Annotated in this window: 18 protein-coding genes and 1 other RNA gene; 10 read left to right on the plus strand and 9 right to left on the minus strand. The window is 66.6% G+C overall.

Annotated features, from left to right (window positions below):
• The first annotated feature begins 55 nt into the window (after positions 1–55).
• From ABZ720_RS11885 to purH, 7 genes are all read left to right on the plus strand, one after another.
• Positions 56–1,357: an HlyC/CorC family transporter gene (locus tag ABZ720_RS11885; protein ID WP_366555739.1), complete on the plus strand. Its 1,302-nt coding sequence runs from the start codon at positions 56–58 to the stop codon at positions 1,355–1,357.
• An 86-nt stretch (positions 1,358–1,443) separates the two neighbouring features.
• Entirely contained in the window at positions 1,444–1,890 is a 447-nt protein-coding gene (locus ABZ720_RS11890; protein WP_366555740.1) for a CBS domain-containing protein, read from the plus strand.
• A 165-nt stretch (positions 1,891–2,055) separates the two neighbouring features.
• Positions 2,056–2,628: a DUF2889 domain-containing protein gene (locus ABZ720_RS11895; RefSeq protein ID WP_366555741.1), complete on the plus strand. Its 573-nt coding sequence runs from the start codon at positions 2,056–2,058 to the stop codon at positions 2,626–2,628.
• Between the two features lie 64 nt (positions 2,629–2,692).
• Positions 2,693–3,988 carry an RsmB/NOP family class I SAM-dependent RNA methyltransferase gene (locus tag ABZ720_RS11900; protein ID WP_366555742.1) on the plus strand — a complete coding sequence of 432 codons (1,296 nt, stop codon included), beginning with the start codon at positions 2,693–2,695 and terminating at the stop codon, positions 3,986–3,988.
• Between the two features lie 32 nt (positions 3,989–4,020).
• Positions 4,021–4,686 carry a ribulose-phosphate 3-epimerase gene (gene rpe / locus ABZ720_RS11905; RefSeq protein ID WP_366555743.1) on the plus strand — a complete coding sequence of 222 codons (666 nt, stop codon included), beginning with the start codon at positions 4,021–4,023 and terminating at the stop codon, positions 4,684–4,686.
• Positions 4,687–4,701: 15 nt separating this feature from the next.
• Complete coding sequence (locus ABZ720_RS11910) at positions 4,702–6,501, plus strand: heparinase II/III family protein (protein ID WP_366555744.1); 1,800 nt, start codon at positions 4,702–4,704, stop codon at positions 6,499–6,501.
• A 63-nt stretch (positions 6,502–6,564) separates the two neighbouring features.
• Entirely contained in the window at positions 6,565–8,136 is a 1,572-nt protein-coding gene (gene purH, locus ABZ720_RS11915; RefSeq protein ID WP_366555745.1) for a bifunctional phosphoribosylaminoimidazolecarboxamide formyltransferase/IMP cyclohydrolase, read from the plus strand.
• Positions 8,137–8,164: 28 nt separating this feature from the next.
• On the opposite strand, the gene ABZ720_RS11920 is transcribed toward purH, so the two are convergent.
• The 5 genes from ABZ720_RS11920 to ffs form a co-directional block, all read right to left on the minus strand.
• Entirely contained in the window at positions 8,165–9,571 is a 1,407-nt protein-coding gene (locus ABZ720_RS11920) for a DUF4139 domain-containing protein (protein ID WP_366555746.1), read from the minus strand.
• Between the two features lie 70 nt (positions 9,572–9,641).
• Positions 9,642–10,235 (minus strand): recombination mediator RecR, encoded by a 594-nt coding sequence (gene recR, locus ABZ720_RS11925; RefSeq protein WP_366555747.1) that lies wholly within the window; start codon positions 10,233–10,235, stop codon positions 9,642–9,644.
• 19 nt (positions 10,236–10,254) lie between these two features.
• Entirely contained in the window at positions 10,255–10,578 is a 324-nt protein-coding gene (locus ABZ720_RS11930) for a YbaB/EbfC family nucleoid-associated protein (protein WP_275819098.1), read from the minus strand.
• Complete coding sequence (locus tag ABZ720_RS11935; RefSeq protein ID WP_366555748.1) at positions 10,575–12,353, minus strand: DNA polymerase III subunit gamma/tau; 1,779 nt, start codon at positions 12,351–12,353, stop codon at positions 10,575–10,577. The genes ABZ720_RS11930 and ABZ720_RS11935 overlap by 4 nt, the downstream gene beginning before the upstream one ends.
• An 88-nt stretch (positions 12,354–12,441) precedes the next feature.
• Positions 12,442–12,538, minus strand: an RNA gene (ffs, locus tag ABZ720_RS11940) — signal recognition particle sRNA small type.
• Positions 12,539–12,664: 126 nt separating this feature from the next.
• On the opposite strand from ffs, the gene nudC reads away from it, so the two are divergent.
• Positions 12,665–13,591 carry an NAD(+) diphosphatase gene (gene nudC / locus ABZ720_RS11945; protein ID WP_366555749.1) on the plus strand — a complete coding sequence of 309 codons (927 nt, stop codon included), beginning with the start codon at positions 12,665–12,667 and terminating at the stop codon, positions 13,589–13,591.
• A gap of 22 nt (positions 13,592–13,613) precedes the next feature.
• Here the strand turns inward: nudC and ABZ720_RS11950 are convergent, their stop codons facing one another.
• The 3 genes from ABZ720_RS11950 to ABZ720_RS11960 form a co-directional block, all read right to left on the minus strand.
• Positions 13,614–14,693, minus strand: a complete 1,080-nt coding sequence (locus ABZ720_RS11950; RefSeq protein WP_366555750.1) for an AI-2E family transporter — start codon at positions 14,691–14,693, stop codon at positions 13,614–13,616.
• Positions 14,694–14,979: 286 nt separating this feature from the next.
• Positions 14,980–15,486, minus strand: coding sequence for an isoprenylcysteine carboxyl methyltransferase family protein (locus tag ABZ720_RS11955; RefSeq protein ID WP_366555751.1), 507 nt, complete (start codon positions 15,484–15,486; stop codon positions 14,980–14,982).
• Positions 15,483–16,550, minus strand: a complete 1,068-nt coding sequence (locus ABZ720_RS11960; protein ID WP_366555752.1) for a type III polyketide synthase — start codon at positions 16,548–16,550, stop codon at positions 15,483–15,485. The genes ABZ720_RS11955 and ABZ720_RS11960 overlap by 4 nt, the downstream gene beginning before the upstream one ends.
• A gap of 329 nt (positions 16,551–16,879) precedes the next feature.
• Between ABZ720_RS11960 and ABZ720_RS11965 the strand changes: the two genes are divergently transcribed.
• Both ABZ720_RS11965 and ABZ720_RS11970 read left to right on the plus strand, forming a co-directional pair.
• A complete protein-coding gene (locus ABZ720_RS11965; RefSeq protein ID WP_366555753.1) occupies positions 16,880–18,412 on the plus strand; it encodes an acyl-CoA carboxylase subunit beta in 1,533 nt (510 codons plus the stop codon).
• A gap of 23 nt (positions 18,413–18,435) precedes the next feature.
• Positions 18,436–19,569: an alanine racemase gene (locus tag ABZ720_RS11970; RefSeq protein ID WP_366555754.1), complete on the plus strand. Its 1,134-nt coding sequence runs from the start codon at positions 18,436–18,438 to the stop codon at positions 19,567–19,569.
• A gap of 13 nt (positions 19,570–19,582) precedes the next feature.
• Here ABZ720_RS11970 and ABZ720_RS11975 read toward each other — a convergent pair whose 3' ends face one another.
• Positions 19,583–19,744 (minus strand): hypothetical protein, encoded by a 162-nt coding sequence (locus ABZ720_RS11975; RefSeq protein ID WP_366555755.1) that lies wholly within the window; start codon positions 19,742–19,744, stop codon positions 19,583–19,585.
• Between the last annotated feature and the right edge of the window lie 40 nt (positions 19,745–19,784).

A 19,784-nucleotide genomic window follows, 5' to 3' on the forward strand; every position in this document is an offset into this window, starting at 1 on the left:
AGAACTCCAGAACCGCCTTATGGCCCTTATTGCCCAACAGCCGGACGACTGACGAATGGATAGTGCACTACTCCTCAGCGCCGCGGCGATTCTGACCCTGCTGGTTTTCTCGGCCTTCTTCTCAGGCTCGGAAACGGCGCTGACTGCGGCCTCGCGCGCACGTATGCACACCCTGGAACGCCAAGGCGATGCCAGGGCCGCGGTCGTCAATGTGCTGTGGCAGCGCAAGGAGCGGATGATCGGCGCCATCCTGCTCGGCAACAATCTGGTGAACATCCTCGCTTCCGCGATGGCCACCTCGGTCCTCATCTCGCTCGTTGGCGAAACGGGCGTGGTTTACGCCACTCTGGGTATGACCGCCCTGGTCCTGATCTTCGCCGAGGTACTGCCCAAAACCTTCGCGCTCTATCACGCCGACCGCATGGCGCTGACCGTCTCCAAGCCCATGCGGGTCATCGTTCTCCTGCTCAGCCCGGTGGTGCAGCTCGTCCAGTTCATTGTTACCCGCACGCTGCGCAGCGTCGGTGCCGGTCCCGACTCCCATGCGGCTGCAGAGCGCTGGGAGGAAGAACTGCGTGGCGCCATCGACCTGCACCAGAGCGAGGGCGATGAAGAGATCCGGCATGAGCGGGAGATGCTGCGCTCCATCCTCGATCTCGCCGATGTCGAGGTCGTGGACATCATGGTCCACCGCCGCAACGTGCTCGCCCTGAACATCGATGACGAGCCGGCCAGGTTGGTTCAGATGGTCATGAACAGCCCCTACACTCGCCTGCCATTGTGGAAGGACACGCCGGAGAACATCGTGGGAATCCTGCACGTGAAGGCGCTGTTCCGCGCAGTGCAGGCGGCAGAGGGCCATCTGGACACGCTTGACGTGAAAGCCGTCGCCGGCAAGCCCTGGTTCATACCGGATTCCACCGATCTGCTGTCCCAGCTCCAGGCCTTTCGCACCCGCAAGGAACATATCGCCGTGGTGGTGGACGAGTACGGCGAGATGATGGGCATCGTCACCCTGGAGGATATCCTGGAGGAGATCGTCGGCGACATTTCCGACGAGACCGACGTGGGCATCGAGGGCGTCGACCTGCTGCAGGACGGGACCGCCATCGTCGCCGGCACGGTGACGATCCGCGACCTCAACCGGCGCTGCGACTGGCGCCTGCCGGATGAGGAGGCCTCCACCGTCGCCGGCCTGGTTCTGCACGAGGCACGGCTCATTCCGGAAGTCGGCCAGAACTTCTCCTTCCACGGCTTCCGTTTCGAGATTCTCGGTCGTCAACGCAACCAGATCACCCTGCTGAAGATCACACCCCTGGCCAACGAGGAACCGGACGGCGAACAGTCGCCCTCTTGACCTCCTCTGCCATCGCCCCTCATCTTATGGTTAATGGCCACGGCCGCAGGCCCCCGCCTGCGGTGAGGGCGCCGGGAGTAGTGAGCATGCAACACCGCATCGTTCCCGACATTGTCAGCAATCAGGAACTCAGCATTCTTTCGCCAGAAACCACGGTGCGCGAGGCGACCGCGGTCATGGCCGAACGGGGCATCAGCGCCGTCATGGTCGGCGAACCACAGAACCTGCTTGGAATCTTTACCGAACGCGATCTGGTGCGCCGTGTGGTCGCGACGGAAAGGGATCCCGCCGCCACCCGGCTCTCGGAAGTGATGACCGCGCAACCCTACACGCTACGCCCAGGCGATACGGCCGCCGAAGCGCTGCAGCGCATGCGAGCGAATGGCTTTCGCCATCTTCCGGTCCTCGATGGCAGCCAAATCGTGGGCATGGTCTCGATCCGCGACCTTTTCTCCGTGGTGCTCGAAGAGGTGGAGGACGACCTGCGCCAGCGCGATATGCTGCTGTTCGATACGGGCTATGGCCACGGCTGAGGCTGCTTGACCCCCGGCCGAGAGCGCCTAATCTGCCGCGGGAACGCATAACCCGCGCACAGCCCACGTGCAGAACGCCTGCGCTTGTCAGAACAATTGAGCCCTCCCCTCGCGCGCCTGCCCGGCACGCCCGAACCCTGGGGACGGCTCGAGAGAGGATGGTCCATGCCCTTGTCGCCGCCGAGCGAACGTGAAGCCCTGCACAATCGGCAGTATGACTTTCACGGCTATCGACGCGCCGATGGCCTATGGGACATCGAGGGGCGGATTGTCGATACCAAGACCTACGGCTTCGACAATGAGCATCGCGGCCGGGTCGAGGCCGGTACACCGGTGCACGACATGCAGGTGCGCCTGACGCTGGACGATTCCTTCACCGTCCGCGCCGTGGAGGCCGTCACCGACTCTTCGCCCTTTGAGATCTGCCCCGGCGCCACCCCGAACTACGAGCGGCTGGTTGGCATGCGCATCGCGCCGGGCTGGCGGGAGAAGCTGCGCCAGGAATTCGGCAGCACCGGCGGCTGCACCCACATCACGGAAATGCTCATGGCCATCGGCACGGTAGCCTTCCAGACAATCATGCCCATCAAGAGTCGCGAAAGCGATCCCAGCAAGGCCCGGTCCGACAAAAAGCCGCGCCTGCTCAACAGTTGCCACGCCTTCGCCGCGGACGGCCCGGTTGTCGCGCGCCTCTGGCCCGAGCACTGGACGGGCAGCGAGAAGAAGAGCGCATCGTGATACCTTTCTGGCACCACGGACCGTGGACGCTGCAGCAACTGCCTGAACACTGTTGACCCCCCGGATGCCCAACACCGATCCCCGCCGTCTCGCCCTGGATGTGATCCAGCCCGTCATTCACCAGGGTGCCGGCCTGGAGGAGAGTTTCGCCGGCCATCCGCGCCTTGCGGCACTCAGCTCGCGGGACCGGGCTTTTGCCCGACATTTGGTCGCCACCACGCTGCGACGCCTGGGCGAGATCGATGCCGTGCTCGACGCCTTTCTCGAACGCCCGCTCACCGGCAAGCGCGCACGCGGGCAGGATCTGCTCCGCCTGGGCGCCGCTCAGCTGCTCTTCCTCGATACGCCGCCCCACGCGGCGGTGGCCACAAGTGTCACCCTGGCCCGCGCCGTGGGCCTGGAAGGCTTGGCGGGGCTGGTCAATGCTGTGCTCCGCCGGGTGGCTCAGGAGGGCAAAGCCCGCCTGGCCGCACTGGATGTCGACCGCCTGACTCTGCCAGCCTGGCTCTGGGACCGGCTGGTCGCCGCCTGCGGCGAACCCGCAGTGCGTGCGCTGGCCGCCGTCCAACGCCAGGAACCGCCACTCGATCTCAGCCTGCGCCGTCCGGAGGAGGCCGCCGAATGGGCCGAACGCCTGGGCGCCACGGTGTTGCCGGGCAACAGCCTGCGCCTGCAGGCAGGCAGCGGCGAGATCCGACGATTGGCGGGATACGACGAGGGCGCCTGGTGGGTTCAGGACGTGGCCGCCGCCCTGCCCGTCCGCCTGCTGGCGCCTCAGGCCGGAGAGACCATTGCCGACCTCTGCGCCGCGCCAGGCGGAAAGACGTTGCAGCTCGCCGCAGCCGGGGCGGAGACCTTTGCCATCGAACTGCACGCCCGCCGTCTGGCATTGATCCAGGACAACCTGAGGCGCACCGGCCTCTCGGCCGCCTGTGTTCAGGGCGACGCCGCGACCTGGAAGCCGCCCCAGCCGCTGGACGCGGTGCTGCTCGACGCCCCCTGCAGTGCCACCGGCACCCTGCGCCGGCATCCCGACGTGGCTTTGCACCGCAACGAGCGGGAGCTGAATGCCCTCACCAAGCTACAGTCGCGGCTCTTGGCCCACGCCGTCAAACAGCTCCGTCCGGGCGGTCGCCTTATCTATGCCGTCTGCTCGCTGCTGCCCGAAGAGGGGCCGGAGCGCATCGCCGCACTTCTGTCCTCCGGAGCCCCCCTGGCCGTGGAGCCGGCCGCGCCGCAAGACTTCGGCCTGCCTGCCGAAGCCGCCAGCCCGGAAGGAGGCCTGCGCACGCTTCCCGGCTTCTGGGCCGAGCGCGGCGGCATGGACGGCTTCTACACCTGCCGACTGCGGCGGCTTTGACCTGCCGCAGACCTGCTGATAGGTAACGCTTCATGCCCCAGTCATTGAAAATCTCTCCCTCCATCCTCTCCGCCGACTTTGCCCGGCTGGGGGAGGAGGTCGCTGCCGTCAGCCAGGCCGGCGCGGACTATATCCACGTGGACGTCATGGACGGGCACTTCGTGCCCAACATTACCATCGGCCCGCAGGTGGTTAAGGCACTGCGCCCGCACAGCGCTCTCCCCTTCGACGTGCATCTGATGATTGCGCCCGTGGACCTCTATATTGCCGACTTCGCGGAGGCCGGTGCCGACATCATTACCGTGCATCCCGAAGCCGGACCGCACCTGCACCGTACGATCCAGCTCATCAAGGCGCAGGGCAAGAAGGCCGGTGTGTCGCTCAACCCCGGGACACCGGTGGAGGTTCTCGATCCCATCCTCGAGGACCTGGACCTGGTGCTGATCATGAGCGTCAATCCAGGCTTCGGTGGCCAATCCTTCATCCCCTCGGCGCTGCGCAAGATCGAAGCGGTACGCAAGCGCATCGACAGCCTGGGCAAGACCATCGACCTGGAGGTCGACGGTGGGATCAACGAGGAAACGGCGCGCCAGGCCATAGCCGCCGGGGCCGACGTCCTCGTCGCCGGCACTGCGACCTTCCGCGGCGGGCCCGAGGCCTATGCAGCCAACATTCGTCGCCTGCGCGGCGAGGCCTGAGCCGAGGTGACTGCGGTGGCCGAGGAGCCCCGGACCGCTGCGCCGCCTCAATCCGTGCGCCCACCACCGGCGCGCAGCAAGCGGGGTTCAGACGCCGTTCGGCCCGACCCCGGCTTTCTCGACCATCTCAGGGCGCTGCGCGCCATGCCGCGCGGGCTGCTTCTCGGCCGGATCGCCTATCGGCTGCGACGGCCCTTCATGGCTCTGCCCTTCTATGTCGCGCTGTTGCCCGGCTCGCGCGCCGCGCAGCCGCTGGCCCTGCCGCCTGATCCCTGGCCCGGCGATGCCGCCCAGGGCGCGGCGCTGGTGGAGGGGCGCTTTCGCTTTGCCGGCCTGGCCCTGCGCGAGCCGAAGCCCTTGTGGAAGCCGCGCGGCGCCACCAGCGAGTGGCAGGCGGAAATGCACGCCTTTGCCTGGCTGCGCGACCTGCGCGCGTGCAATGGCGACGCCGCCCGCCGCCTGGCCCGCAGCATGACGGCGGAGTGGATCGAGACCTTCGGGAGCCGCTGGAGCGAGCCCGCCTGGGAGCCTCTGGTGGTCGGCCGCCGCCTGTCGCACTGGATGGGCCAGTACGACTTCTTCGCCAGTTCCGGGGAGATCGAGTTCCGCAAGGCATTGCTGAACAGTGCCGCGCGGCAAGCGAACCATCTCGCGCGCGTGCTTCCGGCCGGCCTGGCCGGTGCCGATCTCATCCTTGCCGTGCGCGGCCTGGCCCTGGCCGGCACCTGTCTGCCGGGGGGCGAGAAGTGGCTGCACCGGGCGCTCGACCTTCTGGTTAACGAGCTGCCTGAGCAGATTCTGCCCGACGGCGGACACTGCGAGCGCAGCCCCGCCCGGCACCTGGGCGTGCTGCGCGACCTGGTCGACATCAAGTCCACCCTGCATGCCGCCGGCGTCGAACCGCCGGGGGAACTGCAGCTTGCCATCGAGTCCATGGGGCCGACGCTACGCCTCTATCAGCATGGCGACGGCGGCCTGGGGCTGTTCAACGGCTCGCAGGCTGAACAGGGCTTCAAGGTGGACATGGTGCTGCGCCGCGCCGATGCCCGCCGGCGTCCGCGCCTTTCCGCCCCACAGACCGGCTTCCAACGCATCCAGGCCGGCCGCACCCTGGTGATGGTCGATGCCGGTGTCCCGGCGCCGCCGGGCCTCGACCGCTATGCCCACGCCGGCACGCTGGCCATGGAGGTGAGCGTCGGGCGTGAACGGCTGGTGGTAAACTGCGGTGCTCCCGGGGCTGGCGCTGCGGGCCGGCACTGGCGTCAGGCGGTGCGGGCCACCGCGGCGCACTCGACCCTCACACTGGCGGAAACCAATTCCGCGGCCCTGGCCACCCGCAAGCACTTCCTCGGGCCCAGCCTGCTGCAACGGCCCGAGACGGTACACTGCCGCCGCGAGGAGCAGGAAGGCGCCGCCCTGCTCGAAATGCAGCACGACGGCTACCGCCTGCCCTATGGCGCCATTCATCACCGGCGGCTCTATCTGGGGCCCGGCGGCGATGACCTGCGCGGCGAGGACCGCGTCGAGGTGCTGGATCCCGACAAGGCGGTCGGACTGCCCTATGCCATCCGCTTTCATCTCCATCCGGACGTGCAGGCCGCGCTTCTGACTGGCGGCGGCGTGCTGCTGCGCCTGCCCAAGGGCGGCGGCTGGCGTCTGCGCGCCGCCGGCGCCGAGGAATTGACCCTGGAGGAGAGCATCTACTTCGGTGACGGTGAAGCCCGGCGCACCACCCAACTCGTCCTCTTCGGGCATCTCGACACCAAGGGGGCCCAGGTGAAATGGGCCCTGCATCGAGAAACCACGCCGCGTTAACCTCATTCTGCCTGAAGGCACCATGAGCCGTTCCGGTGCCGCAAACCAAATGTGGAGCAACCCATGACCAGCGAAGCCCCTGTCAAGATCGAGCGCGCCCTACTCTCCGTCAGTGACAAGAGCGGTCTGGCGAATCTCGGGCGCGGCCTGGCGGCGCGTGGCGTGGAGGTGCTGTCGACCGGGGGGTCGGCCAAGGCGCTGCGCGATGTGGGCATTCCGGTGATCGAGGTTGCCGACTACACCGGCTTCCCGGAGATCATGGACGGGCGGGTCAAGACCCTGCATCCCAAGATCCATGGCGGCCTGCTCGGACGCCGCGATCTCGAAAGCCACCGCCAGGCCATGACCGAGCACGGCATCGGCCGTATCGACCTCTTGGCCGTCAACCTCTATCCCTTCCGCGAAACGCTGGCCAGTGGGGCCGATCGCGCCACCTGCATCGAAAACATCGACATCGGCGGACCGGCCATGATCCGCGCGGCAGCCAAGAACCACAGTGGCGTGGTCGTTCTTACCGATCCGGCCGACTACGAGGCCGTCATGGATGAAATACGGACCAACGACGGCAAGGTCAGCGCCGCTACCTGCCGACGGCTTGCGGCAAAGGCCTATGCCTGCACCGCGGCCTACGACGCGGCAATCGCCGCCTGGATGAGCGAGCAGAAAGAAGCCGCCCTGCCGGCCAACCTGACCCTGGCGGCCGAGCGGGTGCAGACACTGCGCTACGGCGAGAACCCGCACCAACAGGCGGCCTTCTATCGCTACGGCACGGCACGGCCCGGCGTCGCCACCGCCGAGCAGCTTCAGGGCAAGGAGCTCAGCTACAACAACCTCAACGACACCGACGCTGCCTTCGAGGCGGTCTGCGAGTTCGAGAAGCCGGCTGTGGTGATCGTCAAGCACGCCAACCCCTGCGGTGTCGCCGAAGGCACGACCTCGGCCGAAGCCTATCGGCGGGCGCTGGCCTGCGATCCGATCAGCGCCTATGGCGGCATCGTCGCACTCAATCGCCCGCTGGACGCGGAGACTGCGAGCCTGATCGTGCAGGTCTTTGCCGAAGTGGTGATCGCGCCGGAGATCGAGCCCGCCGCCCAGGAAGTGCTCGCCGGCAAGAAGAACCTGCGCCTCCTGCGCACCGGCAGCCTACCCGACCCGGCCGCGCCCGGCTTGGCCATGAAGTCCCTGGCCGGCGGGCTGCTGCTCCAGGAGCGCGACCACGGCCGCATTGCGCCCGGCGACCTCAAGGTGGTGACGCAGCGCACACCAAGCGATGCCGAACTGGCCGATCTGCTGTTTGCCTTCCGCGTGGCGAAGCACGTCAAATCCAACGCCATCGTCTACGCCAAGGACGGACGCACCATCGGCATCGGCGCCGGCCAGATGAGCCGGGTCGATTCCAGCCGCATTGCCGCCTGGAAGGCCCGCGAAGCCGGCGGCGAGGAGGCCACCAAAGGCAGCGTCGTCGCCTCGGACGCCTTCTTCCCCTTTGCCGACGGGCTGCAGGCGGCCATCGATGCCGGCGCGACCGCGGTGATCCAGCCCGGCGGCTCCATGCGCGACGAAGAGGTGATCGCCGCCGCCGACGCCGCCGGCCTGGCCATGGTCTTCACCGGAATGCGCCACTTCCGGCATTGATCGCGCCCCATCCGGAGCAGCCCCTGGATCAGCGGTTCACTCGGACGCGGTAGGTCAGGGTGGTTTCGCCCTCTGCCGGCACGCTCAGGGTCCAGACCGGGCGTTGAACGCTTTCGGCTTCGTGGGGGGCGCTTTCTTCGAGGATGCGCGCGCCCTGGGGCAGCTGGCCAGCCACCTCGACGGTCACCTCTTCTGTCTTGGCATTGCGGATCGTGACCTCGCCTGCGGTCTCGTAGCTGCTGTCCGACAGGCGTTCGAATGCGGTCTGGCGCGTCGTGGCGGTGACGTCGAAGGCCTCGCCCAGGCGCAGTGCCAGTTCACCGCCGACGGGGGTGTGGCTGATCCGGGTCTCGCCGGCAAAGAGGCTCGGGCCCTCAGCGACCGGCTCATAGACGCGTAGCGTGCCGGCCGGCAGCGGCCGCGCCGGCTCGCCCTCGTTCGTGAAGGTCAGGTGCAGTCCTGCGCTCACCGGCCCGCGGCGCTCCTGCCCGCCGGCGGTGACCAGGCCCTCGAAGCGATAGCTGCGCTCCACCGCAACGCCCTCCTGGCGGAAGAGGCCGACGCGCTTGCGCTCGCCCGGCAGCAGGTCGACCTCCCGCCCGGTATCGAAAAGATAGCGATCGGAAACGGCTTCCGGGGCCGGCATGCTGTCGAAGGCCACGGCCGACTCGGCTCTTGCCTGAAGCATCATGCTCCTGGGCGCCACCTCCGGGCCACTCTGGGCCACCGACCCGGCCACCAGGCGCAGGTGCGCGCGCCGATAGGGTGCCTGGGTGTCGTTCGCGAGCGTCGCCCAGCCCTCGAGCATCAGGCGATCCTCCTCCGCGTGCAGGGTGGCCACGTAGTCGGCCTCCCAGCTCAGGCCGCGGGTGAGATAGGCGAAGGCCAGTTCCTGCGGTCCGTCGCTTTCGGTCTGTACGGCCATGCCAAGCTGCGGCTCGGCGTGCAGGCCTTCCGGCAGGTCGAGCAGCACGATGCGCCCCGGCGGATCGATCTCGATGCGCTCGCCCACACGCAGCACCGGGCCGGCGGCCATGGACAGCAGCGTGGCCGCTTCGCTGCGCTCCCCGCCTTCCTCGTCCTGGGTCACCAGCCGCACCTGCTGCCCCACCGCCCGGCGGAGCAGTTCATGCGGGGTCAGGTCGGCGGGAAGCAGGGACTGCTCCAGTATGCGCAATCCCTCTTCCTCCGCCTGCAAGGCGAGGCTGCCGCCGATGAGCCTGTCGCTCACCCCGGCGATGGCAAGGCGGTTTTCGCCCTGAACCAAAGGAACCCAGCGGTTGTCGTGCACCAGGGCCAGATCGTCCTGGTACAGAGTGATGGAAAGGCCCTGCTGCGCCTGCAGCGCCACGGCTCGTTCCTGTGCCGCCAATGGTGCAGCGGCCAGCAGGCTGGCAGCCAGCGTGCCGCAGAGGAGCTTCGCGCCCTTGGTCATTCCGGCGTCTCCGATTGCTTTTGAACTGCCCGGCACGTTCCGCCCGGAATGCGGCGTCAGTTTGGCCCGATCATGCCGGCTTGCGGGCGGAAAAGGCGGCGAGCAGCGTTCCGTCGTCCAGATAGTCCAGGTCCCCGCCCACCGGGACACCCTGCCCCAGCCGGGTCACCTGGACCGGCAGGCCAGCCAGGCGTTCGGCGAGATAGTGCGCGGTGGTCTGGCCATCGACCGTGGCACTCAACGCCAGCACGATCTCCTTGACCGCCGGATCGCGCGCCCGTCGCCACAGGCTGTCGAGATTGAGCTGTTCCGGCCCGCGACCATCCAGGGCGGAAAGGCAGCCACCAAGCACGTGATAGCGCCCCTTGAAGGCACCGCTGCGTTCCAGGGCCCAGAGATCGCCCACCTCTTCCACGACGCACAAGGCGCTCAGGTCCCGCACCGGATCACGGCAGATGCGGCAGGGATCGCTGTCGTCGAGGTTGCCGCAGACATGACAGGGGCGGATGCGCTCCGCCGCACGCGAAAGTGCTTCGGCCAGCGGCAGCAGGCTCTGCTCGCGACGCTGCAGCAGATAAAGCGCGGTGCGGCGGGCCGAACGCGGTCCCAGCCCCGGCAGGCGCGCGAGCTGTTGAATCAGTCGATCGATTTCTGAAGGCGCCATGACGGCCGGCGACAAGACCTCAGAACGGCAGCTTGAAGCCCGGGGGCAGGTTCATTCCGCCGGTGAGCTTCTCCATCTCGTCCTGCATGTAGGTCTCGACCTTGCCGCGCGCGTCGTTCACCGCCGCGGCAATCAGGTCTTCCAGGACCTCCACGTCCTCGGGGTCGACGAGGCTGGGATCGATCTTGACCGCCCGCACCTCGTGCTTGCCGTTGATGGTGACCTGGATCATGCCGCCGCCGGACTGGCCGACCACCTCGGTCTCCTGCAGGCGCTGCTGCATCTCCGCCATGCGGGACTGCATCTCCTGGGCCTGCTTCATCATCTGGCCGAGATTCTTCATCCCTCTTCCTCCATATCGCTGCCCGCTTCGTCCGGCACGGTCGTGCCGGTCTCGGCGTCGCTGTCCATCGGCCCCGATACCCGGGCCAACTCGGCCCCGGGAAAGGCCTCCAATACCGCCTGCACCAGGGGGTGTTCCAGCACCTGGTTGCGCAGGCGCAATTCCGCGGCGGCTTCCTGCTGCGCCAGGCTCGGCTGCCCGGGTGCATCACTCACACTGACGACCCAGCGGCTGCCGGTCCAGTCGGTCAGCAACTTGCCGAGCGTACCCGTCAGATCGCGCGGCGCATGCTCGCCCGGATTCAGTTCGATCCGGCCCGCCTCGAAGCGGACCAGATGCACGTCATTGCGGAGATGACCGGCCAGGCGCAGCTCGCCGTGCTTGCGTGCCAGATCGACCACCGCTTTGAGGGACTGCGGCTGAGGACCGCTCGCCTGGGCCTGTGGTTGAGGCACTGAGGGCGTTTCGGGCGCTGCCTGAGCCAGCGCCTGCCCGCCCTGCTCGACACGCAGGGAGGCACTTGCACCGCCACTCGCGCCACCACCGCCAGAGCCGCCGCTCATCGGAACACCGCCACCGCCGGGCGCTGCCGCAGCGTCGCTCAGGCGGCGCACCAGATCGCCCGGTGTGGGCAGTTCTGCGGCAAAAGCAAGGCGAATCAGCACCATCTCCGCCGCCTGGAGCGGCTGCGGCGCCTGCTGGGCCTCGCTGATGCCTTTGAGCAGCATCTGCCAGTTTCGCGTCAGGGCCGGCACCGAAAGCTTCTCCGCCATGGCGCCGCCCTGCACCCGATCGGTTTCCGGCAGTTCGGCCGCCGCCTGCTGGGGCAGGAGTTTCAGCCGGGTGAGCGTGTGGGTGATCTCCAGCATGTCTTGCAGCACCACCACGGGGTCGGCGCCCACGTCATAGAGGCTGCGCAGGCTCTCCAGGGCGGCGGGCACCTCGCCACGCATGACCGCATCGTAGAGCTCCAGGATGCGACTGCGGTCCGCCAGACCCAGCATCTCCTTGACCACCGCGGTCTGCACCTGCTCCTCACCAACCGCCATGGCCTGATCCAGCAGGGACAGGCCATCACGCACCGAGCCGTCGGCGGCACGCGCGATCAGGTTGAGGGCCTCAGGCTCCGCCGTGACGGCCTCCCGCTCACAGATGCGGGCGAAATGTTGGGCCAAGGTTGTCTGATCCACCCGGCGCAGATCGAAGCGCATGCAGCGCGAGAGCACCGTCACCGGCACCTTGCGTATCTCGGTCGTGGCGAAGATGAAAACGACGTGCGGCGGCGGCTCTTCCAGCGTCTTCAGCAGCGCGTTGAACGCGGCCGTGGAGAGCATGTGCACTTCGTCGATGATGTAAACCTTGTAACGCGCCCGGGTCGGGCGGTAGCGCACGCCCTCGATCAATTCGCGGATATCGTTGACCCCGGTGCGGCTGGCGGCATCCATCTCCAGCACATCTGTCAGGCGATCCTCGGCGATGGCCTGGCAGATCGGGCAGTCGTCGGTGGGTCCCGTGGTGGGGCCGGCGCTGCCATCGGGGCCGGCATAGTTGATCGCCTTGGCGATGATCCGCGCCGTCGTCGTCTTGCCCACGCCGCGCACACCGGTCAGCACGATGGCGTGCGGCAAACGTCCGGTTTCAATGGCATTGCTGAGTGTGCGGACCAGTGCATCCTGGCCGATCAGGTCGGCGAAGGTCTGGGGGCGGTACTTTCGCGCCAGTACACGGTAGGGGGCTGTGCCGCCGGCGGGCGCTGGACCGGTCCCTTCGCTCATGACCTCGCTCGGACGCTTGCAGGAAAAAGACGTTCCACGACAGCCCGCCCTGGCGCCGTCCCTCCCATGAAGCCTCGGCGGGTATAAGGCGGGAGGCTGGACCGGCGACCCGGACCTCACTCGTTACGGCTGCTTCCTTCCGGATCTGACCGGGTTGGCGAGCGGCCCGTCCGCAGCCAACCTCCCGAGGCGGTTATATCAGCATCGGGGGGCGGGTCGGCAAGGCCCCTTTCACGCTTCGGCCAAAGCCGGGTTTTGCCGGAGCGCAAGGCACCTTGTCGCTCCCGGGGCCGCGTGGCAGTTTTTCGCCTATGAGCAACACCTTGAACTTCTACACCTGCAACGACCTGAACCGTGCCGACGACCATCGCAACGATGCGCAGTGGCTTGCGGCCAGGTTGGCGGATTCCAAGACTCGGGTACTGCCGCTCTGGCAGCACCGGTCGCTGTTCAACAACATCGAGGGCGAGGCTCCGCGCGCCGTCGCCCTGGAGATCGATGCGATGGAGCGGCTCGCACGCTACGGCGGCGAACCGATTTTCCTCGGCATGCGTGGCGAGACGGCCTACTTCGCGCTCGATCTGGTTGACCTCTCCGAGCCGGATCACGAACCGGCGCTCGCCGGCCGCGGCAGCTTTGCCGACCTGCGCGCCGTGGGCATGCTCCTGCCGCGCGAGGAAGGGTCACTCCTGGCCTATGCCCGCGCCATGACCTTCTGGCACGCCCGGCACCGCTTCTGTGGCGTCTGCGGCAGCCCGACGGAAATCCGCCGCGCGGGCCATCAGCGGCAATGCGGCAACGAGGCCTGCAAGGCGCCGCAATTCCCCCGCATGGACCCGGCCGTGATCATGCTGGTGCACGACGGCAAGGACCACTGCGTGCTGGGCCGACAGAAGATCTGGCGGCCGGGCATGCATTCGACGCTGGCCGGCTTCGTCGAGCCGGGCGAAGCCCTGGAACAGGCAGTGGCGCGCGAAGTGTTCGAAGAGGTGGGACTGCACATCGAGGAGGCGCGCTATCACTCCTCCCAGCCCTGGCCCTTTCCCTCCTCGCTCATGCTTGGCTTCCACGCCATTGCCGAACACGGGCCCCTGCGCGTTCAGCTGGAGGAACTGGAAAGCGCGCGCTGGTTCAGCCGGGAGGAACTGCTGAACTTGCCGGAAGACGAGAGCTTCAACTTCCCCCGACGCGACGCCATCTCCTTCCGCCTGATCCAGGACTGGCTCGAGCAGGACTGAAGCCTGGGCTCGCCGAAACTCGTCACCGCTCCGGCGGGTGCTGCTTGGCGCGCCTTGAACCTGCCTCGCTCACCTCTGACGCAGGCGCCTGCCCCAGCAACTGCGTCAGCCACTGCGTGCTCTCGAAACGCCCGCAGGCCGTTGCCAGGCCGATCGTCAGCGGCACCCCGATGAAGGCGCCGGGTACGCCCCAGACCAGGCCCCAGAAGAAAATCGAGATCACCACCACGAGCGGTGAAAGAGACAGCGCCCGCCCCTCCAGGCGCGGGTCCACATAGTTGCCCATGGTGACCTGAATCGCCGCCATACCGATGAAGGTGACGATCGGCAGCGACCAGTCCCCCGCCTGCACGGCAGCGAAGAGCACCGGCGGAACGATCGCCAGAATCGAGCCGACGAAGGGGATGTAGTTGAGCACGAAGGCGATCAATCCCCAGGTCACGGCCAGTTCCAGCCCGACGATGAGCGCGAACAGCCAGGTGAGCACGCCGGTCACCACGCTGACGAAGGTGCGCACCAGCATGTAGCGCCGGAACTTGCGCCCGATCTCGTCGGCGGCGGCGCGAAACTCCGCGCCCGCCGGCAGTCGGCGCAGCTTCGCGCCAAAACTGCGCGCTTCCAGCAGACCCAGCAGCATAAAGACCAGGGTGAGGCCCAGCAGGCCCACGGCGCTATAGAGCTCTTCGAGGGTGACCCGCAGCACACTCAACAGCGGCGCGATATCCACATCCTCGAGCTGGGTGTTCGGCAGCGCAACGCCATTGCGCCGCGCCCAGCGCAAGAGATCGCCCCAGCTCTGATCCAGGGAGTCCCGATACTGCACCACGCCCTGGCCCACCAGGCCGACACCGGCCCAAAGCAGCCAAACGAAGGCGGTCAGCAAAGTCAGCACGCAGAGAAGGGTCCCGACATAGGCCAGCCAGCGTGGCAAACGCCGCTCCAGCCACAGCTGCACGGGCCAAGCCAAAGCGATCAGGAAGACCGCCAGGGCAAGCGGCAGGCTGACCGGCCGAGTCCATTGGAGGGTGAGCACGACCAGCACCGACCCCAACAGGACCAAAGGCCAGCGCAAGGGCGGCAAGGCGCCGCGCGGCAGCATCATTCATCCTCCAGTTCATTCACCCACCACTCTAGGATACCGACTCATAAGAACGCAGCCAGATTCTGATGGCAGCGAGATTGACGAGGTCGAGGTCGCTCCCGGCTGTAGATTCCGTAGCGCGGGGCGACACGCGGAAGTGTTTGAACTTGTTGAAGAAGCGCTCGACGGGGTTGCGCTGGCGATATAGCCTCAACCCACACGCCCAGGATGGCCTTGGGCATGTCCAGCACACAGGGACCCAAGCCCAAGCCGAGTCGCGATCTCCATGGTATCTACGCGCGGAGGATCAACCTGAACTCTGCTTACGGGCCATCTGCAGACCTGCGTTTTCCGCACGGATGCGGATCGTGAGGATCGCGGCGTTGAGCAGCGTGAACACAAACGCCAACCACGGCAGCCCCAGGCAAAGCGGCAAGATCGCAATCTCGCCAATCACAACGATGTAGTTGGGGTGCTTTACGTAGCGATACGGTCCTGTGGCGACCAGCCGCTCGCCCGGCACAATGATGATGCGCGTTGTCCAACGGGGACCAAGCGTTGCCAGAACCCAGACCCGTGCCACCTGCAGGCAAAGGAAGGCCGCGAGCCAGAAGGGGTTGACGGGCTGGTCCATCCCAAACAGCCAAAGTGTGCCAAGCCATAGCGCGTGCAGCAGTACGATGGCCGGATAGTGGCCCGGCGCCACCTCGACCGCGCCCTGCGCAAGCAACCTTCGCGTGTTCGAGCGCGCCAGCCACAGCTCGCCCAAGCGCCCGACGGTGACGAGAGCAAGCAAGAGCGAGGCGACCGTCATGCGGCAGCCCGCAGGGAAACGCAGCTTGCGGTGAACCCCGGGCCCATCGCGGTAAGCAGCGTTCGTGGCGGCAATCCGGCTTTCACCAAGCGGTCAAGCACGAACAGTGCGGTTGGGGCGGACATGTTGCCATAGTCGGCAAGCACCGAGCGTTCATGATCCAGCGTGCCTTGATCCAGAGACAAGGCACGTTCCAACGCCGTGATCACCTTGGCGCCACCCGGATGACAGGCGACCCTGTCCACATCCTCAAGACCAAGGCCATGCCGGGCCAGAATTCCCTTCACAGCAAGCCCGAGATTCGCTTCGGCAAAGGGAGGGATGGCGCGGTCGAAAATGACACCAAGGCCGGTGTCATCAACGCTCCACCCCATGATGTCGAGCGTATTGGGCCAGGTGTGCTGGCCTGACAGTTCCACGCTTGCCAGCCCTTCTTTATGTGTCCGCAGAACGCAGGCAGCCGCGCCATCACCAAACAGCGCGGTCGCGACGATGTTTTCCTTGGTCAGCTTGTCGGGGCGAAAGGCTACTGAACACAGTTCAACTGCGACCACCAGCACGCTGCTTCCCGGCCGCGACTGCGCAAGCCGCGCGCCAATCCCCATCCCAGTGACCCCGCCCGCGCACCCCAAGCCAAAGACCGGCACCGATTCAATTCCAGTACGAAAACCGAGCTGTTCCGCCACCCGAGCATCAATACTGGGCGTCGCAATCCCGGTGGAGGATACTGTGACGACGGTATCAACTTCGGCCCCGGAAAGGCCCGCGTCCGCAAGGGCCCGTGATGCGGCATCGACAAAGAGGGAACAGGCACCATCGAGGTAGGCTGCATTGCGTTCCCCCCATCCAAGCGGCTTCAGATACCAGTCAAGTGGCCGCACAAGGTAGCGCCGCAGTATGCCCGAACTTTCGAAGACCTTCGCGAGACGTTCGAAATCCTCGTATCGAGCTGAAAACAACTCGCGGGCAGTTGCTGCCGCGTCGCACTGGGTAACGAGGTAGGGCGGCACCGCCGAGTTGACAGAGAGCAGATTGGCCTGATGCGACATCAAAATCTCCAACATCAAGGCCTTGTTGCAGGGAAGTGCCGGGGCGCGCTTTTAGCTACTAGAACGAGATGCGACGTGCGTTGTTCCTTTATTATCACTCGATCGCTAAACTGTGATCGAGCAGGGAAAGCGGCAACCCTGCGCTCCAGGATACCGACTCACAAGTACGCAGCCGGAGTCCGATGGCGGCGAGTTTGCCGTGCGGCTTCTCCGGCAACAACGACTGAATCTTCGACCATTTGACGTCAGCGATCTCACAGCGGGGTCGCTTGCTTGGCGCAGGCGGTCGTGCGTGCTATCAGCGGAAACCCTGGCCGATCCGGGGCACCTTCAGGGGATCTTAGATGCAGGAAATCCTTCAGGAACTCGAAGAACGCCGCCAGCAGGCGCGTCAAGGCGGCGGGGAGCGGCGCATCGAGGCGCAGCACCGCAAGGGCAAGCTGACTGCGCGCGAGCGTATCGCCGTGCTCCTCGACGAAAGCTCCTTCGAGGAGTGGGACATGTTCGTCGAGCATCGCTGCGTCGACTTCGGCATGGACGAGCAGAAGATCGCCGGCGACGGCGTGGTCACCGGCCATGGCACCGTGGACGGCCGCCCGGTGCTAGTGTTCAGCCAGGATTTCACGGTCTTTGGCGGCTCCCTGTCGGAGACCCACGCCGAGAAGATCTGCAAGGTCATGGACCAGGCCATGAATCTTGGCGTGCCCGTGATCGGGATCAACGATTCCGGCGGCGCGCGCATCCAGGAGGGCGTGGCCTCGCTCGGCGGCTATGCCGACGTCTTCCTGCGCAACGTCCAGGCCTCCGGCGTCATTCCGCAGATCTCCATGATCATGGGGCCCTGCGCCGGCGGCGCGGTCTACTCCCCGGCCATGACCGACTTCATCTTCATGGTCCAGGACACCTCCTACATGTTCGTGACCGGTCCGGATGTCGTGAAAACGGTCACGCACGAGACCGTCACCCAGGAGGAACTGGGCGGCGGCATCACCCACACCACGAAGTCAGGCGTGGCCGACCGCGCCTTCGAGAACGACGTGGAAGCGCTGCTGGAACTGCGCCGCTTCCTGTCCTTCGTGCCGCTGAACAACCGCGAGAAACCGCCGCTGCGGCCCACGCGCGACCCGGCCGACCGCGACGACTTTTCGCTCGACACCCTGGTGCCGCCCCACCCGAACAAGCCCTACGACATGAAGGAGCTGATCCATAAGGTCGTGGACGAGGGCGAGTTCTTCGAGTTGCAGCCTAACTATGCCGCCAACATCATCACCGGGTTCGGGCGCATGGACGGCCGGCCGGTGGGCATTGTCGCCAATCAGCCGATGGTCCTGGCCGGCTGCCTCGACATCGCCAGCGCCACCAAGGCGGCGCGCTTCGTGCGCTTCTGCGACTGTTTCAACATCCCCATCGTCACATTTGTGGACGTCCCCGGCTTCCTGCCCGGCACCTATCAGGAGTTCAACGGCATCATCAAGCATGGCGCCAAGCTGCTCTTCGCCTTTGCCCAGGCGACCGTGCCCAAGGTGACGGTCATCACCCGCAAGGCCTACGGCGGCGCCTATGACGTGATGAGCTCCAAGCACCTGCGCGGCGACGCCAACTATGCCTGGCCCACGGCCGAAATCGCGGTGATGGGGCCCAAGGGCGCGGTGGAGATCATCTTCCGGCAGGACGCCAACGACCCGGAAAAGGTCGAGGCGCGCACCGAAGAATACCGCAAGCGCTTCGCCAATCCCTTCGTGGCCGCCAGCCGCGGCTTCATCGATGACGTGATCATGCCCCACGGGACGCGCCGGCGCATTTGCGGCGCCCTCAAGCTCTTGGAGAACAAGAAGCTCGAGGATCCCTGGCGCAAGCACGACAACATGCCGTTGTAAGAGGTCTGAAAGGAGCGCTGGTCATGGACACGAGTCTCGAGAACCTGGACACCCCGGCCCTCCTTCTGGATCAGGAGATCCTGTCCCGCAACTGCGCCCGGATGGGCAAGCGGCTGCGCGCTGGCGGCATCGACCTGCGGCCACATCTTAAGACCGCGAAGTCCCGGGCGGTTGCCAAGCTGGCGACCGAGGGACACAGCGGCGCGGTGACCGTCTCCACCCTGGCGGAAGCCCGCTATTTCCTTGAAGGCGGCTTCACCGACATCCTCTACGCCGTGGGCATGGTTGCCGGCAAGGCCGCAGCCGCAGCCGCGCTCCAGCGCGACGGGGCCAGGCTGACCCTGGTGCTCGACAGCGTTGCGGCCGCGAAGTCAGTGGGTGAAGCGGCGGAAAAGCTGGACAGTCGCTTCCGCGTGCTGGTGGAACTGGACACCGGTGGCGGCCGGGCCGGTGTGGCACCGGACTCCGATGACCTGCTCGCGGTGGCGCGGGCCATCGAGGCACAGCCGGCCTTGGAGCTGGCCGGGGTCATGACCCATGCCGGCCACTCTTACCACTGCCGCGGCGCCGAGGAGATCGCAGCCGTGGCCGAGGAAGAGCGCCAAGGGCTGATTCAAGCCGCGCAGCGCCTGCGCGAGGCGGGCCTCCCCTGCCCCATCGTCAGCGCCGGCTCGACCCCGACAGCGGCACACGCCCGCAGCTTCGAAGGCCTGACGGAAATGCGTCCCGGCGTCTATGTCTTCAATGACGTGGACCAGGTGGGCATCGGCTCTTGCGCGCCCGAGGACATCGCCCTGACCGTGCTGGCCACGGTCATCGGTCATAACCACCGTGCCGGTCGCATCCTGATCGACGCCGGCGCCCTGGCGCTTTCAAAGGACGTCAGCGCGCAGGAGTTCTTTCCCGATGTTGGCTATGGCCGGGTCTGCGACCTCTCGGGCCGCCCGCTGCCCGGGCTCTACGTGGAATCGGTTCACCAGGAGCATGGACTGATCGCGGCCGCCGAAGGCGCCCTGCCCTACGACAGTCTGCCGATCGGCAGCCGCGTTCGCATCCAGCCGAATCACGCCTGCATCACCGCCGCCGCCTACCCGCACTATCAGGTGATCAGCGACGGCCGCGTCATCGAGCAGTGGGACCGGGTGAACGGCTGGTAGGCCTCGCTTAGGCCTACTTGTCACCCTGCGGGTGCTTGGGCGGGATGGTGGCTGCGGGCGGGTCGCTGGCGGGGAAGCTCTCATCCAGCGCTTCGTCGAGCGCGTCCTCTTGGTGCTTGTCTTCCTCGCTCTGAGGCTTCTTGGGATCGTTCTTGCCGGGATCTTTCGCCGTCATGTCCGTCTCCTTGAAACGTTCCCCATCCACCTAGCAGATG

Origin of the sequence: Aquibaculum sediminis, from assembly GCF_040712085.1 — a bacterium.
Classification (GTDB): Bacteria; Pseudomonadota; Alphaproteobacteria; order Kiloniellales; family DSM-21159; genus Aquibaculum; species Aquibaculum sediminis.

Coding starts and splice junctions, on each gene's coding strand:
- ABZ720_RS11885 (WP_366555739.1), top strand. CDS start 56: ATGGATAGTGCACTACTCCTCAGCGCCGCGGCGATTCTGACCCTGCTG.
- ABZ720_RS11890 (WP_366555740.1), top strand. CDS start 1,444: ATGCAACACCGCATCGTTCCCGACATTGTCAGCAATCAGGAACTCAGC.
- ABZ720_RS11895 (WP_366555741.1), top strand. CDS start 2,056: ATGCCCTTGTCGCCGCCGAGCGAACGTGAAGCCCTGCACAATCGGCAG.
- ABZ720_RS11900 (WP_366555742.1), top strand. CDS start 2,693: ATGCCCAACACCGATCCCCGCCGTCTCGCCCTGGATGTGATCCAGCCC.
- rpe (WP_366555743.1), top strand. CDS start 4,021: ATGCCCCAGTCATTGAAAATCTCTCCCTCCATCCTCTCCGCCGACTTT.
- purH (WP_366555745.1), top strand. CDS start 6,565: ATGACCAGCGAAGCCCCTGTCAAGATCGAGCGCGCCCTACTCTCCGTC.
- ABZ720_RS11920 (WP_366555746.1), bottom strand. CDS start 9,571: ATGACCAAGGGCGCGAAGCTCCTCTGCGGCACGCTGGCTGCCAGCCTG.
- recR (WP_366555747.1), bottom strand. CDS start 10,235: ATGGCGCCTTCAGAAATCGATCGACTGATTCAACAGCTCGCGCGCCTG.
- ABZ720_RS11930 (WP_275819098.1), bottom strand. CDS start 10,578: ATGAAGAATCTCGGCCAGATGATGAAGCAGGCCCAGGAGATGCAGTCC.
- ABZ720_RS11935 (WP_366555748.1), bottom strand. CDS start 12,353: ATGAGCGAAGGGACCGGTCCAGCGCCCGCCGGCGGCACAGCCCCCTAC.
- nudC (WP_366555749.1), top strand. CDS start 12,665: ATGAGCAACACCTTGAACTTCTACACCTGCAACGACCTGAACCGTGCC.
- ABZ720_RS11950 (WP_366555750.1), bottom strand. CDS start 14,693: ATGATGCTGCCGCGCGGCGCCTTGCCGCCCTTGCGCTGGCCTTTGGTC.
- ABZ720_RS11955 (WP_366555751.1), bottom strand. CDS start 15,486: ATGACGGTCGCCTCGCTCTTGCTTGCTCTCGTCACCGTCGGGCGCTTG.
- ABZ720_RS11960 (WP_366555752.1), bottom strand. CDS start 16,550: ATGTTGGAGATTTTGATGTCGCATCAGGCCAATCTGCTCTCTGTCAAC.
- ABZ720_RS11965 (WP_366555753.1), top strand. CDS start 16,880: ATGCAGGAAATCCTTCAGGAACTCGAAGAACGCCGCCAGCAGGCGCGT.
- ABZ720_RS11970 (WP_366555754.1), top strand. CDS start 18,436: ATGGACACGAGTCTCGAGAACCTGGACACCCCGGCCCTCCTTCTGGAT.
- ABZ720_RS11975 (WP_366555755.1), bottom strand. CDS start 19,744: ATGACGGCGAAAGATCCCGGCAAGAACGATCCCAAGAAGCCTCAGAGC.